Origin of the sequence: Actinoplanes sichuanensis (assembly GCF_033097365.1) — a bacterium.
Classification (GTDB): Bacteria; Actinomycetota; Actinomycetes; order Mycobacteriales; family Micromonosporaceae; genus Actinoplanes; species Actinoplanes sichuanensis.
Window position 1 is genome coordinate 8,524,660 of sequence record NZ_AP028461.1, and the last position, 15,896, is coordinate 8,540,555.

Annotated in this window: 15 protein-coding genes and 1 tRNA gene; 10 read left to right on the top strand and 6 right to left on the bottom strand. The window is 68.8% G+C overall.

All coding sequences use genetic code 11. The features are described 5' to 3' along the window. Window positions 1–13: 13 nt before the first annotated feature. The 8 genes from Q0Z83_RS39105 (at window position 14) to Q0Z83_RS39140 (ending at window position 6,660) form a co-directional block, all read left to right on the top strand. Window positions 14–1,126 (top strand): type IV pilus twitching motility protein PilT, encoded by a 1,113-nt coding sequence (locus Q0Z83_RS39105; protein ID WP_317788385.1) that lies wholly within the window; start codon window positions 14–16, stop codon window positions 1,124–1,126. A 4-nt stretch (window positions 1,127–1,130) separates the two neighbouring features. After that, the gene (locus tag Q0Z83_RS39110; protein WP_317788386.1) at window positions 1,131–2,360 is read left to right on the top strand and encodes a type II secretion system F family protein; all 1,230 of its coding nucleotides are present in this window, start codon (window positions 1,131–1,133) and stop codon (window positions 2,358–2,360) included. A gap of 125 nt (window positions 2,361–2,485) precedes the next feature. Then, window positions 2,486–2,974 (top strand): type II secretion system protein, encoded by a 489-nt coding sequence (locus Q0Z83_RS39115; protein WP_317788387.1) that lies wholly within the window; start codon window positions 2,486–2,488, stop codon window positions 2,972–2,974. Between the two features lie 50 nt (window positions 2,975–3,024). Next, a complete protein-coding gene (locus Q0Z83_RS39120; protein WP_317788388.1) occupies window positions 3,025–3,810 on the top strand; it encodes a prepilin peptidase in 786 nt (261 codons plus the stop codon). 28 nt (window positions 3,811–3,838) lie between these two features. Further along, window positions 3,839–4,861: a type IV pilus assembly protein PilM gene (gene pilM / locus Q0Z83_RS39125; RefSeq protein ID WP_317788389.1), complete on the top strand. Its 1,023-nt coding sequence runs from the start codon at window positions 3,839–3,841 to the stop codon at window positions 4,859–4,861. Beyond that, window positions 4,861–5,556, top strand: coding sequence for a PilN domain-containing protein (locus tag Q0Z83_RS39130; protein ID WP_317788390.1), 696 nt, complete (start codon window positions 4,861–4,863; stop codon window positions 5,554–5,556). The genes pilM and Q0Z83_RS39130 overlap by 1 nt, the downstream gene beginning before the upstream one ends. Then, entirely contained in the window at window positions 5,556–6,140 is a 585-nt protein-coding gene (gene pilO / locus Q0Z83_RS39135; RefSeq protein ID WP_317788392.1) for a type 4a pilus biogenesis protein PilO, read from the top strand. The genes Q0Z83_RS39130 and pilO overlap by 1 nt, the downstream gene beginning before the upstream one ends. A 133-nt stretch (window positions 6,141–6,273) precedes the next feature. Then, a complete protein-coding gene (locus Q0Z83_RS39140; protein WP_317788393.1) occupies window positions 6,274–6,660 on the top strand; it encodes a response regulator in 387 nt (128 codons plus the stop codon). A gap of 237 nt (window positions 6,661–6,897) precedes the next feature. On the opposite strand, the gene Q0Z83_RS39145 is transcribed toward Q0Z83_RS39140, so the two are convergent. Continuing rightward, window positions 6,898–6,970 (bottom strand) — tRNA-Ala (locus tag Q0Z83_RS39145). Between the two features lie 91 nt (window positions 6,971–7,061). Next, window positions 7,062–7,610 (bottom strand): YqgE/AlgH family protein, encoded by a 549-nt coding sequence (locus tag Q0Z83_RS39150; protein ID WP_317797239.1) that lies wholly within the window; start codon window positions 7,608–7,610, stop codon window positions 7,062–7,064. 122 nt (window positions 7,611–7,732) lie between these two features. On the opposite strand from Q0Z83_RS39150, the gene Q0Z83_RS39155 reads away from it, so the two are divergent. Next, window positions 7,733–8,527 (top strand): S-methyl-5'-thioadenosine phosphorylase, encoded by a 795-nt coding sequence (locus Q0Z83_RS39155; RefSeq protein WP_317788394.1) that lies wholly within the window; start codon window positions 7,733–7,735, stop codon window positions 8,525–8,527. Window positions 8,528–8,597: 70 nt separating this feature from the next. Here the strand turns inward: Q0Z83_RS39155 and Q0Z83_RS39160 are convergent, their stop codons facing one another. After that, window positions 8,598–9,911 (bottom strand): extracellular catalytic domain type 1 short-chain-length polyhydroxyalkanoate depolymerase, encoded by a 1,314-nt coding sequence (locus tag Q0Z83_RS39160; protein ID WP_317788395.1) that lies wholly within the window; start codon window positions 9,909–9,911, stop codon window positions 8,598–8,600. 253 nt (window positions 9,912–10,164) lie between these two features. Between Q0Z83_RS39160 and Q0Z83_RS39165 the strand changes: the two genes are divergently transcribed. Further along, a complete protein-coding gene (locus tag Q0Z83_RS39165) occupies window positions 10,165–10,857 on the top strand; it encodes an aggregation-promoting factor C-terminal-like domain-containing protein (RefSeq protein ID WP_317788396.1) in 693 nt (230 codons plus the stop codon). 62 nt (window positions 10,858–10,919) lie between these two features. Here Q0Z83_RS39165 and Q0Z83_RS39170 read toward each other — a convergent pair whose 3' ends face one another. The 3 genes from Q0Z83_RS39170 to Q0Z83_RS39180 all read right to left on the bottom strand — a co-directional run bounded on the left by Q0Z83_RS39170 (window position 10,920) and on the right by Q0Z83_RS39180 (window position 15,753). After that, window positions 10,920–13,292, bottom strand: coding sequence for a carboxypeptidase regulatory-like domain-containing protein (locus Q0Z83_RS39170; RefSeq protein WP_317788397.1), 2,373 nt, complete (start codon window positions 13,290–13,292; stop codon window positions 10,920–10,922). Window positions 13,293–13,447: 155 nt separating this feature from the next. Then, on the bottom strand, window positions 13,448–14,479 hold the full coding sequence (locus Q0Z83_RS39175) for an NAD-dependent epimerase/dehydratase family protein (protein ID WP_317788399.1): 1,032 nt from the start codon (window positions 14,477–14,479) through the stop codon (window positions 13,448–13,450). Window positions 14,480–14,589: 110 nt separating this feature from the next. Further along, complete coding sequence (locus Q0Z83_RS39180; protein WP_317788401.1) at window positions 14,590–15,753, bottom strand: glycosyltransferase; 1,164 nt, start codon at window positions 15,751–15,753, stop codon at window positions 14,590–14,592. Window positions 15,754–15,896 lie beyond the last annotated feature (143 nt).

Sequence of the window (15,896 nt, forward strand, 5' to 3'; positions counted from 1 at the left end):
CCGGGAGGGACAGATGGACACGCTTCAGCACGACGGGCGTCAGGCGTACCGCTCCGACGATCTGGAAGTGCTCGACCAGATGCTCATCACCCTGGTCGAGTCGGGTGGCTCCGACCTGCACCTGACGGTCGGCTCCCCGCCGATGATGCGGGTGCACGGCTCGCTCCGGGCGATCCCCGGCTACGGCAAGCTGAACGGCTCGGACACCGAACTGCTGGCCCGCGCGGCCGTCACCACCGCTCAGTGGGAGACCTTCCTCGCCGAGCAGGAGATGGACTTCGCGCACAGCATCGTCGGGGTCTCCCGATTCCGCGGCAACCTCTACCGGCAGCGGACCTCGTGTGGGGCGGTCTTCCGGGCCATCCCGCACAAGATCAAGCCGCTGGACGAGCTGGGCATGCCGGAGTCGGTGGGCCGCTTCGCGCACCTGCCGCGTGGTCTCGTCCTGGTGACCGGCCCGACCGGTTCCGGCAAGACCACCACCCTGGCCTCACTGCTCGACCTGGCCAACCGCAGCCGGGCCGACCACATCATCACCATCGAGGACCCGATCGAGTTCCTGCACCCGCACAAGCGGTGTGTGGTGAACCAGCGGGAGGTCGGCGCCGACACCGAGACCTTCGCCTCGGCGCTCAAGCACGCGCTGCGGCAGGACCCGGACATCATCCTGGTCGGCGAGCTGCGTGACCTGACCACCACCGCCACGGCGCTGACCGCGGCGGAGACCGGTCACCTGGTGATGGCGACCCTGCACACGCAGAGCGCCACCCAGACCATCGACCGTGTCATCGACATCTTCCCGCCGCATCAACAGCTGCAGATCCGCGCCCAGCTGGCGGCCAGTCTCCAGGGTGTGATCACTCAGGCGCTGGCGCCGACGGCCGACGGAAAGGGGCGTGCCGTGATCTGCGAGATCCTCACCGCCACCCCGGCCATCCGCAGCCTGATCCGGGAGGGCAAGACGCACCAGATCCCGTCCTTCATGCAGGCCGGTGGCGCCGAGGGCATGCTCGCCTTCGACCAGCATCTGGCCGAGAAGGTCCGCGAGGGCATCGTCAGCATGCCGGCGGCTCTGGAGATCTGCCACGGCGCCGAGGAACTCAAGCGACTCGTGGGAAGGACCTGATCCGATGGCGTCCACCAAGACATTCACCTATCACGCGATCGACGCCTCGGGTAAGAAGGCCAAGGGCACGATCGAGGCCCCCAACGAGGCGGCCGCCACCCACATGCTGCGCCAGCGCGGCGAGGTCCCGCTCGACCTGATCGAGGCGGGTCAGGGTCTCCAGAAGGAGATCAAGATCCCCGGCATGGGGAACCGCGTCAAGCTGAAGGACCTCGCGGTCTTCGCGCGGCAGTTCGCCACCATGACCGCCTCCGGCATGTCGCTGCTGCGGTCGCTGGCGATCCTGGAGGAGCAGACCTCGTCGCTGCCGCTGAAGAAGGCGCTCGGCGAACTGCGGGCCGACGTGGCGGGTGGCGCCGGGCTGTCGGCGTCGATGGCGAAGCACGACCGGGTCTTCCCGCGCCTGATGATCGCCATGATCAGGGCCGGTGAGACCGGCGGTATGATCGACAAGGCCCTCGAGCAGATCGCCGAGAGCCTGGAGAAGGACACCGCGCTCCGCGGCAAGATCAAGAGCGCGCTGACCTATCCGGCGATCGTGCTGGGCTTCACCTTCGTGATGATCGCCGGCGTGCTGATCTTCATCGTCCCGATCTTCGAGGCGATGTTCAAAAGCCTCGGCGGCGAACTGCCGGCGATCACTCAGTTCCTGGTCACCGCCAGCCACAACATGGGCTGGATCGGCCCGCTGGTGCTCATCATGATGTTCGGCGGCGGCTACTTCTACCGGCGCAAGATGCGCGACAGCGAGGACTTCCGACTCAAGGTCGACTCTCTCAAGATTCGACTCCCGGTCTTCGGTCCGCTGCTGCGCAAGCTCGCCATGAGCCGCTTCTCACGCAACCTCGGCCTGCTCCTGAACGTCGGCGTTCCGGTCATGCAGGCACTCGCGGTGGTCGGCGAGACCACCGGAAACGAGGTGATCAACGCCGCGATGAAGGACGTGCAGTCGACCGTTCGTGACGGTCACCCCATGTCCTCGGCGCTGCGGCACCACCCGATCTTCCCCGAGATGGTCACCCAGATGATCGAAGTCGGAGAAGAGAGCGGTCAGATCAGTCAGATGCTCGACAAGATTGCCGACTTCTATGACCGCGAGGTCGATGAGGCCGCGGAATCACTGACCGCATCGATCGAACCCATCATGGTGCTCGTCATGGGCACCGTGGTCGGCGGCATGGTGATCTGCCTTTACCTGCCGATGTTCACGATTTACCAGAACATCCAGAACTGACACGGCCCCGCAACGAAGCGACTGCCGATTCACCGGCCGACTCCCGACGGCCGGCGGTAATACCCCGGGCACCCGAGCCCGAACACCCTTCCCCGCCCCACCCCCATGTCCTGGAGGACCCCGAAATGCAGGATGTCATCGCCCGTCTCCGTGCCGGCAAGAAGGACGACGAAGGCTTCACCCTCATCGAGCTTCTGGTCGTCGTGGTCATCATCGGCGTCCTGGTCGCCATCGCCGTGCCGGTCTACCTGAACTACCGGCAGGGTGCCGCCGACAAGTCGGCCCAGTCCGACGTCCGTGGCGCCATCAGCGCGATCGAGCAGTGGTACACCAGCAACGGCAACACCTACCCGACCGGCCCGCTGACCAACGACAGTGCCGGCGCCACCAAGATGACCCTGCCGGCCGGCTCCGGCGGTGCCAGCGGCTCGGTCACCCTGTCGGACAAGACCGTCATCCACTACGTCTCGACCGCCAACAGCGGCGTGTACAAGGTCTGCGCGAACAACACCGGTGGCACCACCGGCAAGTACTACCTGTACGACAGCAACGCCGGTGGCTCGGTCAAGGAGACCACCGCCATCACCACCGCCAACTTCGCCACCTGCGGCTGACGCCTGCAGCAAGCTGGTAACAGCCACCGCGAGCCCCGAGGAGGACCACCGTGCCGGACTACTTCCTGCTCTGTGTCACGGCCCTCCTCGGGCTCGCGGTCGGCTCGTTCCTGAACGTGGTGATCCACCGGGTGCCGGACGGAAAGTCGCTGGTCCACCCGCCGTCGCAGTGCCCGAGGTGCGACAGCCCGATCCGGCCCTGGCACAACGTCCCGGTTCTCGGTTGGCTGATGCTCCGCGGTAAGTGCGCCGACTGCGACGAGCCGATCAGCGTCAGGTACCCCCTCGTCGAGGCCGGCACCGGCGCCCTGTTCGTGGCGGTGACGGCCCGGTTCGGACTCTCCTGGGAACTGCCCGCCTACCTCTACCTCGCCGCCATCGCGGTCGCTCTCACCATGATCGACTTCGACCGGATGCGACTCCCCAACAAGATCGTGGTCCCCTCGTACGGCGTGGCGATCGCCCTGCTGGCGCCGGCTTCGATCCTCACCGGCGACCCGGGAGCCCTGCTCCGGGCCGCCATCGCCGCAGTGATCCTCTTCGCTCTCTACGAGTTCCTGGCCATCTTCGGCCTGGGCGGCGGCGATGTGAAGCTGGCCCCGCTGCTCGGTTTCTACCTCGGCTGGCTCGGCTGGGACGCGGTCGCGGTCGGTGCCTTCGCCGGCTTCCTGATCGGCGGACTGCCGGCCACCGTGTTGCTGCTGCTCCGCAGGGCCAAACGCAAGGACCGGATCCCGTTCGGCCCGAGCATGTTGGCCGGCGCCCTCCTGGCGGTCTTCGCCGCGACTCCCCTGGCCACCTGGTACCTGAACCTCCTACTGCTCCCGCCCGCATAACGGAACTACCGAGAAGGAAGGAAAACCGATGGCTGGCTCAACGCCGATCGGGCTCGACATCGGCTCGTCCTCCATCCGGGCCGTGGAAGTCCGCCGCAACAAGGACGACTACACGCTCATCAACTTCGGCCAGTTCCCGCTGGAGCCGGGTACCGTCTCGGCCGGCGTCGTGCAGGAGCCGGGCACCGTCACCAACGCGCTCAAGCAACTCTGGGCGGCCTCCAAGTTCGGCAGCAAGAGGGTCACCCTCGCGGTCACCAACCCGCAGCTGGTGGTCCGCGAGACCTCGGTGGCGAACCTGCCGCAGAGCCAGATGCGCCAGGCCCTGCCGTTCCAGGTGAAGGAGCAGCTCCCGCTCGCGGTCGAGCGCTCCCTGCTGGCCTTCTACCCGCTGGAGCAGCCGGGCGACAACCCGACCGTTCGCGGCCTGCTGATCGCCATGCCCAAGGACGCGGTGCTCGCCCTGGTCCAGGCGGTCCAGAAGGCCGGCCTCAAGGTGGTCGGCGTCGACCTGGCCTCGTTCGCCATGCTGCGCTCGGCGTCCCGGCTGGACGCGCAGGTCGAGGCGATCGTGGACATCGGCGCGAACATCACCAGCGTGGTGGTGCACGCGGACGGCGAGCCGCTGTTCGTCCGTACCCTCCCCCGGGGTGGTTCGGAGATCACCGAGAACATCGCGACCCGCCTGGGCCTGCCGACCGCCGAGGCCGAGGCCCTCAAGTGCCGATACGGCCTGCACGGCGACGGCAACCCGGACACGGTGGCCGCTCTGGTCGACGCGGTCCGCCCGCTCTCCAGCGAGCTGCGCAGCTCGTTCACCTACCTGGCCTCGGGCGAGCGCCAGAAGCAGGTCACCCGGATCTCGCTCTGCGGCGGCAGTGCCCTGATGCCCGGCCTCGCCGAGCACCTCCAGGAGCAGCTCGGCGTCGCGGTGATGTACGCCGACAACGCCTCCCGCCTGCGGGACACACGCAAGGCCCGGGAGCGTGGGTTCGACAGTTTCGTGCCGTCGGCAGCGGTGTCGATCGGCCTCACCCTCGGAGCCTCCTGATGACCACGACCGCACTGATGCCCGTGGACCCCACGGTCTCGCCGCAGCAGGCGGCCCGGGTCCTCTCCATCCGCGCCGACCTGCTGCCCCAGGAGATCCGGGACAGCCGGCGCTCCCGGCGGGTCCGCTCGCTGATCGCGTTCGTGGTGCTGCTCGTCGTGGCCGGCCTCGGCGTCTGGTACTGGCAGGCCACGCTCGACAAGCAGACCGCCGACCAGGAGTACGAGCAGATGTTCCAGACGCTCACCAAGACCCGGGCGGACCAGAAGACCTCCGAGCTGAAGACTCTCGTCGAGTATCAGGACGGCGGCAAGCTGCTGAACGCCGAGCTGGCCGCGGTCCTCGCCGATGACCTCTCCTGGACCAACCTGTTCAACCTGATCCGGGACGAGGCCGAGGACGAGGACGTCACGCTCATCGAGCTCACCGCCGGTCTCGCGGCGGACTCGAACAGCAGCACGCCGACCAACTCGTCGGAGATCGGCACCCTGACCATCACCGGTGTGGCCGAGAACAAGAAGGTCGTCGCCGACTTCGTGAACCGGCTGGGCTCCCTCGAACTCGTGACGAACCCGTTCGTCACGACCGTCTCCAAGCAGGACGACGGCAGCTACACGTTCGGGCTCACGGTGACCATCACCGACAAGGCACGCTGCGGCCGCTTCACCGAGGACTGCCCGAACGGAGGCAAGTGATGACCACACGACGCGTCGACCAGATCTGGCTCTTCGGTGGCCTGACCCTCGTCGTCCTGTTCGTGGTGGGCGGCTGGTTCATGATGGTCAAGCCGCTGTACAACCAGCGGGACAGTGTGCAGGCCGACACCGCCGAGACGCAGACCCAGCTGATCACCGAGCAGAAGCGGCTCACCGTACTCAAGACCGAGCTGAAGAAGATCGACCAGTACAAGGCCGATCTGACCACCGCTCAGCAGGCGCTGCCGCCGCACGACACCACCAACAAGATCCCGGAGTTCCTGAAGCAGCTGCAGTCGCTCGGCCTCAAGTACGACGTCGAGGTCAGTGGTTACGCCGCTTCCGGCGAGGAGCCGTCGACCACCACGCCGGCGGTGACCGAGCTGCCGATCACCCTCAACATCGAGGGCACGGTCGACAACATCATGAAGCTGGTCAAGCACCTGCAGACCGAGCAGCCCCGGGCCCTGCTGATCGAGAACGCCAAGCTGGTCATCGACAGCGAGACGCCGGTGCAGTCTCAGCTGTCACTCACTCTCAACGCCTTCATCACCGCGACCGACACGGCCACCGTCAAATCCTGATCCGATCTCGTACGGAAGGCCCCTGTTCCTTGTGGACAGGGGCCTTCCGTCGCTCCCGGCCCGCACCCGAACCGCACTCGTCGACCCTCCGGCTCCCGCCGATCGGTCGAGTACACAAGGAAGGAAGCCCTCGATGAACCAGAACCTGATCCTGATCGCCGACGACGACAGCGACGTGCGCGACCTTCTCTCGGTGACCCTGGAGGCGGCGGGCTACCGTGCGCTCGGCGCCAAGGACGGCAACACCGCGGCCCGCATCCTGACCGTCGCCAAGCCGGTCGGCATGATCACCGACGTGCGGATGCCGGCCATGAACGGCATGGAGCTGTGCCAGCTGGCCCGCAGCAACCCGGCGATCCGCGACATGGCGATCCTGATGGTCTCCGGCAACAGTCACACCTACGACGTCGACGCCGGCCTGGGCGCGGGCGCCGACGGTTACCTGTCGAAGCCGCTCTCCCCGCGTGACCTGGTCGCTCAGATGCAGACCCTGATCAACAAGCGGCACTTGGGCGGCTGACGCCGGACAGACCGTCCTGACACGACCAGTTTGCTGTGTGATTCCTATGGATCGCCGCCAAACCCTCGCATCTGCCCGAAACGACGGTTATCGTTACCTCCGGCCCGTGTCGCTCCCCCCGTAGCGGCGCGGGCCCCAAACTCTCCCTGAGCTCGGTGCCCGGCACCTTGAGCGCTGTGACATCCATCAAGGACGCAAAAAAACGCCCGGACCGAAGTCCGGGCGTTTTCGTAAGGGTGGAGCTGAGGGGACTCGAACCCCTGACCCCCACACTGCCAGTGTGGTGCGCTACCAGCTGCGCCACAGCCCCTTACTAACTGCTTGTACTGCTTTGTCCCCGGTGTTCCCTGGGCACGCTGGAAATACTACACACCCCCGCACCCCCCTTTGCGGCACCCCCCTCAGTTCAGCGAGACATCCGGGGGGAAGTGGGCCACCGCGGCCAGGATGTCGCCCTGGCGTCGCAGCACCATCGCCCAGAGATCATCCGGGCGCTCGACGAACGGGTCGCCGGGCAGCGCGTCGAAGACGAACCAGGAGCCGGACGCGATCTCGTCCTCCAACTGGCCGGCCGACCAGCCCGAGTAGCCGGCGAAGACCCGGATGCCGGCGACGCTCTCCCGCATCCGCTCCGGGTCGGCGGAGAGGTCGAGGGTGCCGAGCGCGCCGCTGACCGGGTGGAAACCGGACAGCCGCTTCTTCACCTCGGGTTTGGTCCGGGCCAGGCAGATCGCCGACTCGGGCTGCACCGGGCCGCCCTCGAACAGGACCGCGGGGTCACCGGCGAGCTCCCCCCAGGTGCCGAGGACCTCGGCGACCGGGACCTCGGTCGCACGGTTCAGCACGACCCCGAGCGCGCCGCCCGTCTCATGGGCCACCAGCAACACGACCGTACGGTCGAAGTTGGGGTCCTTGAGGGTGGGCGTGGCGACGAGCAGCTGACCGGTCATCGACTCCACCGACCGGCCTCCGATCCGCTGCTGCTCACCGAACACCTGTTTACCGCCGTCCGCTCGACGTAGCCATGCTCAGCACATTAGCTTGGGTTTCCGGCCATGGATAAGGTCTGGACATGAACCCGCCACCTACGGCAGCAGAGATCGGCGTCATCGGCGGATCGGGGCTGTATGCGCTCCTCGACAACGCCACCGAACACGAGGTCGAGACCCCGTACGGTTCGCCATCGGACCGGATCACGGTGGCCGAGGTCGGTGGGCGCCGGGTGGCGTTCCTGCCCCGGCACGGCCGTGACCACCGGTTTCCCCCGCACAAGATTCCCTATCGGGCCAATCTGTGGGCGCTGCGCTCCCTCGGCGTCCAGCAGATCATCGCCCCGTGCGCGGTCGGCGGCCTGCGCCCTGAGCTGGGTCCGGGCACGTTCGTGGTTCCGGACCAGCTGATCGACCGCACGAGCGGCCGTGAGCAGACGTTCTACGACTCGGGGGCGGTGCACGTGTCGTTCGCCGACCCGTACTGTCCGGTGGGCCGGGCCGCGGTGCTGGATTCCGCCGAGCGGGTGAGTGCCGTCGACGGCGGCACCATGGTCGTGGTCGAGGGCCCGCGCTTCTCGACCCGGGCCGAGTCCCGCTGGTTCGCCTCGATCGGCGGCACGATCGTGAACATGACAGGTCACCCGGAAGCGGTCCTGGCGCGTGAGCTGGCGCTCTGCTACACGGCGATCGCCCTGGTCACCGATCTGGACGCGGGTGTCGAGGGCGAGCATGGCGTCACCCAGGACGAGGTCTTCTCGGTCTTCGCCGAGAACACCGCCCGCCTCCGCGACGTCCTTCTCGATGCGGTGGTCAAGCTCCCGGCCGAGCGTTCCTGCCCCTGCAAGGACGCCCTGGCGGGCATCAAACTCCCTTAGTCGTACGGCTACCCGCACCGATGCGGAGCTGAGGCCGAGGTGGGGAACCCGGTCTCAGCTCCGCGGCTCGTCAGACGACGGCGCAGTTCGCGCCGTTGAGCGTGAACGCGGTGGGCTCGGCCGCGCTGCCGGTGTGGGTGGCCTGGAAGCCGAAGGTCTGCGAGCCACCGGCCCCGATCGTGCCGTTGTAGGAGACGTTGGTGGCCGCGACCGCGCCGCTGGACGGGCTGACCGCGGCGTTCCAGGCGTTGGTCACGGTCTGCCCGGCGGGCAGGGTGAATCGCAGAGTCCAGCCGTTGACCGTGGCCGTTCCGGTGTTGGTCACGGTGACCGACGCGGTGAAGCCGGTGTTCCAGGAGTTGACCGTGTAACCGACCCGGCAGCCACCGGTCGGGGCCGGCGACGACGGGGCGGGCGAGGACGGGCCGGGTGACGACGGGGCCGGTGAGGACGGCGACGGCGTGGTGGTGTCCAGTCCCAGGAAGTGCACGGCCGCCGCCGCGTCGACCGGGAGGTTGTGGCTGACCCCGTTCATGCTGATCGCCTCGACCGGGGCGGTGTCACCGGTTCCGCCGTACCGGGTCCGGGTGTATCCGCTCTGTGGGGTGTCGGTGTTCGACGGTGTCTGGCTGAGGCCGTGCACGTTGGTCCACTGGTCGATCTGCTCACCGAAGTTGGGGTAGCGCAGGATCTCGTCGTTCGTGCCGTGCCAGGTCTGCATGCGCGGGCGGCGGCCGCTGTATCCCGGGTAGGCGTTGCGGACCAGGTCGCCCCACTGCTGCGGGGTCTTGGTGACCAGGCCGTTGGCGCAGTCACTGTTCCACTCGGAGCCGTTGGTGGTGGCGAAGCAGCCGAACGGCACGCCGGCGAAGGCCGACCCGGCGCTGAACACGTCGGGGTAGAGCCCCAGCAGCACGTTTGTCATCATCGCGCCGCTGGAGACGCCGGTGGCCACGATCCGGTCCGCGTCGACCGGGTACCGGGCCCGCACGTAGTCGATCATCGACTTGATGCCGACCGGGTCGCTGCCGCCGTCCCGGGTCAGCGCCTGCGGGGAGGCGACGTCGAAGCATTGGCTGCTCCGGGTCACCGACGGGTAGACGACGATGTAGCCGTAGCGGTCGGCGAGCGCGGCGAACTGGGATCCGCTGTAGAAGGCGGGCCCGGTGCCGGTGCAGTAGTGGACGGCCACGAGCAGACCCGGCCGGGGCGCCAGGTTGTCCGGGACGTAGAGGTACATCCGCAGGTTGCTCGGGTTGGTACCGAAGCCGGTGACCTCGGTCAGCGCGGCCGCGGAGGCGGGTTGTGGGAGGGCGACGGCGGCCACCGCGGTCGCCGCCAGCATGGCGACGGCGGCCAGCAGGGCCTTCACTTTCGATCTCATCGGGGATTCCTTGCGGGGATCGTGGGGACGGGTCGTTCCGGCACGGAGGCGGCCCGGCTCCCCACATCGCCCCCGATCCAGAAGCATCGACAAGTATGTATTGGTGTCGTGGGTCACGCCAGCCCGTCCCACCGAGGGGACATCAGCCGCACCGGCCCCACGCGTATGATCCGTGCCACCTCGCTGCACAGCGATCTGCCGCTGAATCGTCGTAACCCCCGAAGACGTTCCACGGCTGTCGAAGGGACCCCCGGTGACTCGACCGCAACGTTTCCAGGCCGTCGGCGCACGCGTCGCGTCGGTGACGCTCCTGCTGGCCGGCGTGGCCGGTGGTGTCGCGCTGGTGCGGCAGAGCGACGCCCGCGAGGAGTCGGCCGCCCAGGCCCACCAGGCGGTGCTCGCCGCCGAGCAGGCCACGGTGCAGCGCGAGGCGAAACACGCCGCCGACCGGGCGGCCCGGGCCGAGTCCGAGCGCACCGCCGCGCAGAAGGCGTCGACCATGGCGAAGACCGCCTCGGCGGACGCCCGCAAGCTCGAGGCCGCGCAGAAGCGGGACACCGCCGAGAAGAAGGCCGCCGCCGAGCGGGCCGCCCAGACCGGCCCGGTCCCCTACACCGGCACGATCCCGGCCTCCTGCCAGAGCTTCAGCGGCAGCCGCGAGATCGGCTGCGCCCTGATGATCAAGGCCGGTTTCGGGTTCGACGAGTTCTCCTGCCTGAACAAGCTGTGGGATCACGAGAGCGGCTGGAACTACAAGGCCACCAACCGCAGCTCCGGGGCGTACGGCATCCCGCAGGCCTACCCCGGTTCCAAGATGGGGCAGGTGGCCGACGACTGGCGGATCAACCCGGCCACCCAGATCACCTGGGGGCTCGGCTACATCAAGGGCCGGTACGACTCGCCCTGCGGGGCCTGGAACCACTTCCAGAGCGCCGGCTCCTACTGACCCGCTCCCGACACACGAACGCCCCGGGCTCGTCGGAGCCCGGGGCGTCTTCGTACCGGTGGTCAGCCGAGCGTCACGTCGACTCGTCTCGTTCCGGAGGCGGGCACGCCCACCCTCGTCGCCGACTCCTGGGTGGTCGCGTGGTCGTACCACCCGGTCTTGACGATGTCGCCCTCGCCCGTCGCCACCCAACGGATCTTGACCTGCTGTCTGCCGATCACCGGCATCCGGTACGTCCCGCCCGGCCCCTGGCCGTAGCTGTCGAACTCGGCCATCTGGTCGCCGGTCACCGCGTTGATCGCGGTGAGCCGCCAGCCGTCGGCCGGTGGCCCGGGCGGGATCACCACCTTTCCGGTCAGCACGGATCCGCCGGTCAGCTTGATGTCGTAGGTCGCCGCCGCACTCGACGCGACCGGGATGTGCATCGCCTGGAAGCGGTTGCCGACGTTGCCCGACCACTGCCGCGGGTGACCTGACGCGCTGAACGCCAGCGGCCACGCGTACGGCCCGAGCTTGCCGATCGTGTACCGGCCCCGGCTGTCGGTGTCGACGTCGTGGATCGGCCCGGCGCCGAAGCTCCAGGCGGTGAACGAGACGTTGGCGCCCTCGATCGGCGCGCCGCCGCTCCCGGTCACCACACCGGTGATCGATCCGGCCCGGTCCAGGCGCGCGGGCGGCGCCGCCACCGTCCGGTCGGTCTCGACCACGATCCGGGCCGCCGCCTTCTGGTCGCCGGTGCCGCCGGACGACCCGATCCACTGGTGGCCGTAGGTGCCGGGGGTGACGGCGAAGGCCTCGTAGGTACCCGGGGCGAGAGCCGCGCTGGTCGAGGTGCCCTGGCTCTCGGTGCAGTCGCCGTACCCGTCCGGCAGGCCGCCGCCACCGATCATGGTCAGCACGAAACAGGTCTCCGGCACCGGCCTGCCGGTGGTGTGGTCGGTGGCACTGAACGACACCTTGCCGCCCTTGGCCAGCGGGATGGTGATCGTGGCGGTCTGCCCGCTGACCAGCGTGACCGGGTTGTCACGGTCCCGCAGGAAGTAGGTGTCCTCGGCCGGCAGCACGTCGACGGCTGCCTCGCCGGGGGTCAGATCGCCCACCGTGGCGACCCCGCCGACCGCGCAGCCCTGCTCGAACCCACCCGATTCGACCTGCACGCAGAAGTCGGTGACCGGCGCCCCGGTGACCTCGTCGACCGCCTTCACGGCCACCGTCGCACCGGTCAGCCAGGTGTCGTCCACGGTGACGTCGGCCCCGCCGTCGACGGTGATCACGTCGGCGGCCTCGCGGGTGGTCTTCCCGTACGCCCACTGGTTCCGCGAGCCCGACGGGTTCGTGAACGAGACCTGGTAGTCACCGGGACGGACGTCGTCGATCCGCCACGAGCCGTCCGACCCGGTCGACGTGCCGTAGGTGTGCTCGTCGTCGGTCGACGTGAGGTAGACCTGGAACTCCGCCTTCGCGCCGCCGTCCGCCGCGACCAGGCGACCGGACATGGCAGCGGGCTTCAGCACCGAGTCGTCGGCGAGGATCGTCTGCCCCGCGGCGAGCGTGTAGACCCGGGCCTTGGCCCGGTCGACGGCACCCGGGATGTACTGCACGGCCCCGTTGGGGTCGGCCTGGAACGCGACGACGTAGTCACCGGGTAGCGCCGGGAACGAAAAGCCGCCGTCGTCGCCGGTGAAGCCGCCGTAGATCCGCCGCTCCCCGGCGAACAGCAGCACCTCGATCCACGGCAGCGGGCTCCCGTCGACGCCGGTGATCCGCCCTTGGAACGTACCGGTCGGAAGAAGTGTCTCGTCGACCCGGACCGTGGCGCCCGCCGCGACGGCGAACGTGCCCGCGTTCTCCTCGGTGGCCGACCGCGGCGCCCACTGCCGGGCCGAGTCCGGCCCGAACCCGACGTGCTGGTCACCGGCCCACACGGTGACCCGGTACCGTCCCGCGTCGTCGGTGTAGGTCTGCGCCCGCGAGTCACCCGCGAGCTCGTGGACGTCCACCTGCAGCCAGGCCGCCGGCGAACCGTCGGCCCCGGTGACCGTCCCCTCGACGACACCCGTCGGCAGCCGCCGCGCGTCGACGGTCAGCACCCCGCCGTCGGACACCTGGAAGACCTGCCCCGCCTCCTGGCTGAGCTCCTGCGGCGCCCACTGGATCAGGGTCTCGGTCTGGAAGGAGACCTTCACCGGCCCCTCGCCGATCCCGGTCAGCCGGTAGCGCCCGTCGGCGTCGGTGGCCGTGCCACCCAGGTACGACCCGTCCTCGGCACCCCAGACCACCACCCAGGCGTCCACCAGCGGAGCGCCGGCGTGGTCGGTGAAGACACCGTCGACCACACCGGCGCCGGCGGCGGCCGCGGGCGAGGTCAGCCCTCCGGCCAGCAGCAACCCGGCGGCGAGCACACCACCGAGCCGGAGGAGAAGAGATCTGATCACGACAAGCCCCCATGGCGTTGACAGAGAACACGACCCATGTCGATGCGTCACATCGCCCGCAGCATAGATGAACCACCTGGGGGTTCAGCGGAGATGATTCCGGTCGTTCATGGGTGCTCGACTCTGCACAGCCGGGCCGGCCGCGGCGCCGACGGTTACACGACCGCCCCGGCGCTGGCTGTCGGCTGCGTCCGTTGGTGGGCGATCGCGGTCCGCTGTCCCGAGGCCTTGAACCAGTCGATCGTCGCCCGGAGACCGAGATCCAGCGGGGAATCGCCCGCCTCGGGCATCAGCGCCCGCAACCGGCGGTGATCGGCCTGCGAGTCCCGCACGTCGCCGATCCGGGACCGGGCGAACTGAATGTCGATCGACCGGCCGATGAAGCGTTCGATCTTCCGGGCCAGGTCGGCGATCGTCGTGCGGGTACCGAAGGCCAGGTTCACCGGCGCCGGGCTCGCCACCGTCTTCAGAGCGGCGTCGGCGAGGACCGACACCAGGGCGCCGACATAGGTGAAGTCCCTGGACTGGCTCCCGTCGCCGTGAATGACGAGAGGCCTGCCGTGCAGCGCCGCGTCGATGAAGGACGGGATGACCGCGGCGTACGGATGATCAGGGGACTGGAGCGGGCCGTACACGTTGAAGAATCTGAACGCGACCGCGGGGAAGCGGTACGTCGAGGCGTACGCCAGCGCATAGGCCTCGGCCGCGAGCTTGTTGGCGGCATAGGGGCTCACCGGCGCGGCGGCGTCGTCCTCGCTGATCGGCAGCTTCTGCGACTGACCGTAGACAGCCGACGACGAGGCGAAGACGAGTGCCTTCTGGAACTTCCGGCAGGCCTCCAGGATCCCGACGGTGCCGTTCACATTGATCTCGTGGCTCCACAGAGGATCCATGATCGAGAGGGGTACGGAGGGCTGCGCCGCCAGGTGAACGATCGAGTCGTTCTGATCGACCAGATCCCAGACCGTTTCGCGATGCAGGATGGTGTCTCTGATCACCCGGACCGGAAGCGAATCGATGTTGTTTATGCTCCCAGTACTGAAATCGTCGAGAACCGTGACGCTTTCAACGCCGGGCCTCGCGAGGAGTTCGCGGCACAGGTTCGCACCGATGAAACCGGCTCCGCCGGTTACCAGAATTCTCATCTTTGTAAGTCGCCCAATTAATCGAGGACGGATAGGGATCACACACGAATGATCGATGTCAACGTTATACAACGAGGGCCGGACAGGCCGGTGGCGGACGATTCGAACGGCCGCCCGGCCGTCCTGGAATTCACCGGAGAGAGCTAACCCGGTCAGCCAGTCGGCCGCCCCACCGATCGCTCGTCGGACTTCACTCCGGCCGCACCGGCCAGAACCGCTTCCAGCCGCATAACGGTACGTGCGGCGCTGTAGTCCTCCAGTGCCCGGCGGGCCCGGCGGGCCAGATCGTCGCGCCCGGCATCGTCACCGAGCAGGCGGTCGATCCCGGCCGCGAACTCCTCCGCGTCGTCCGCGACCAGGCAGGGAACCTCGAACCGGGCACCGGCCCACGAGGTCGCGACGACCGCCGCACCGCTGGACGCGGCTTCGAGCAGCTTGTTCGGGGAGCCCGTGCCGAGTCCGCGCAGCGGTACCACGGCCACCCGGGCCCGCGCGAGGTAGTCGGCGAGGCTCGGCACGTCGGAGGCGACCTCCACCCCGGACAGCCGCAGACGAGCGGCGCCCCGGCCGACCACCACCACTCGCGCCTCCGGGCGTCGTCGCCGCAGGGCCGGAACGATCTCGTAGGCGAGCCACTCGGCGGCCACCCGGTTGGGCGGATATGCCATGTCACCTGTGAAGATGACGTCGATGTCGCGGTCTGTCCCGTCGACACCGGCGATCGTGCCGTCCCAGGCGGCCGGGATGACCGTGACGGCCGGACGGGCGGGAAGTCGGCCGGCGTCCTCCCGGGCGGTCACCACCTGCGCGTCGGCCCACCCGGCAGCGCGGCGCTCGTAGCGGGCCAGCGTCAGCGCCTCGCACCTGGCGGCGAGGCGGCGGGGCAGCGACTCTGGCCCGTCCGCGCGGCGCCGCATGTTCAGGCTCAGGGCGTCGATGTGGTCCAGCACGGTGGGGATCCCGAGCGGGCCGGCGATCGACCGCACCGTGACGATCAGCGCCACGTCGTGCCCGGACGCGAGCTCCAGGACGCCCGCCCACGAGGTTCTGGGCATCATCCACCCGACCTGTCCGGGCCGGCCGCGCAGTGCCGCCTCGGCCGCCCCTAGTACGCGCTCCACCACCCGGACGGGCCGGACCTCCACGGCGGCGTACTCCCGGAGCGCGGCCTCGGCCTTGCCGGAGGGCGGCGGGGAGGTCGTGACGACCGTGACGTCGTGGCGAAGCGCGAGCTCCCGGACGAAGGCGAAGGCACGCAGCGCGTCACCCTTGCCTCCCGCTTCCGGGAACCGACAGGCCACCACCAGGATCCTCATCGAGGCGTGTCATCCTTTCTTGCCTACTCAACAACCACGGCGAATGCGAACGGTATTGCAGGACGAGGATCTGGCCGACGAGGCCGGATACGACACTTCCGCAGAACAGATTCGGGGGCTGCGGGATTATCTCAATATTCCAT

Bases quoted from the DNA above. Each gene is read 5' to 3' on its own strand.
- Q0Z83_RS39105 (WP_317788385.1), top strand. From the start codon at position 14: ATGGACACGCTTCAGCACGACGGGCGTCAGGCGTACCGCTCCGACGAT.
- Q0Z83_RS39110 (WP_317788386.1), top strand. From the start codon at position 1,131: ATGGCGTCCACCAAGACATTCACCTATCACGCGATCGACGCCTCGGGT.
- Q0Z83_RS39115 (WP_317788387.1), top strand. From the start codon at position 2,486: ATGCAGGATGTCATCGCCCGTCTCCGTGCCGGCAAGAAGGACGACGAA.
- pilM (WP_317788389.1), top strand. From the start codon at position 3,839: ATGGCTGGCTCAACGCCGATCGGGCTCGACATCGGCTCGTCCTCCATC.
- Q0Z83_RS39130 (WP_317788390.1), top strand. From the start codon at position 4,861: ATGACCACGACCGCACTGATGCCCGTGGACCCCACGGTCTCGCCGCAG.
- pilO (WP_317788392.1), top strand. From the start codon at position 5,556: ATGACCACACGACGCGTCGACCAGATCTGGCTCTTCGGTGGCCTGACC.
- Q0Z83_RS39140 (WP_317788393.1), top strand. From the start codon at position 6,274: ATGAACCAGAACCTGATCCTGATCGCCGACGACGACAGCGACGTGCGC.
- Q0Z83_RS39150 (WP_317797239.1), bottom strand. From the start codon at position 7,610: ATGACCGGTCAGCTGCTCGTCGCCACGCCCACCCTCAAGGACCCCAAC.
- Q0Z83_RS39155 (WP_317788394.1), top strand. From the start codon at position 7,733: ATGAACCCGCCACCTACGGCAGCAGAGATCGGCGTCATCGGCGGATCG.
- Q0Z83_RS39160 (WP_317788395.1), bottom strand. From the start codon at position 9,911: ATGAGATCGAAAGTGAAGGCCCTGCTGGCCGCCGTCGCCATGCTGGCG.
- Q0Z83_RS39180 (WP_317788401.1), bottom strand. From the start codon at position 15,753: ATGAGGATCCTGGTGGTGGCCTGTCGGTTCCCGGAAGCGGGAGGCAAG.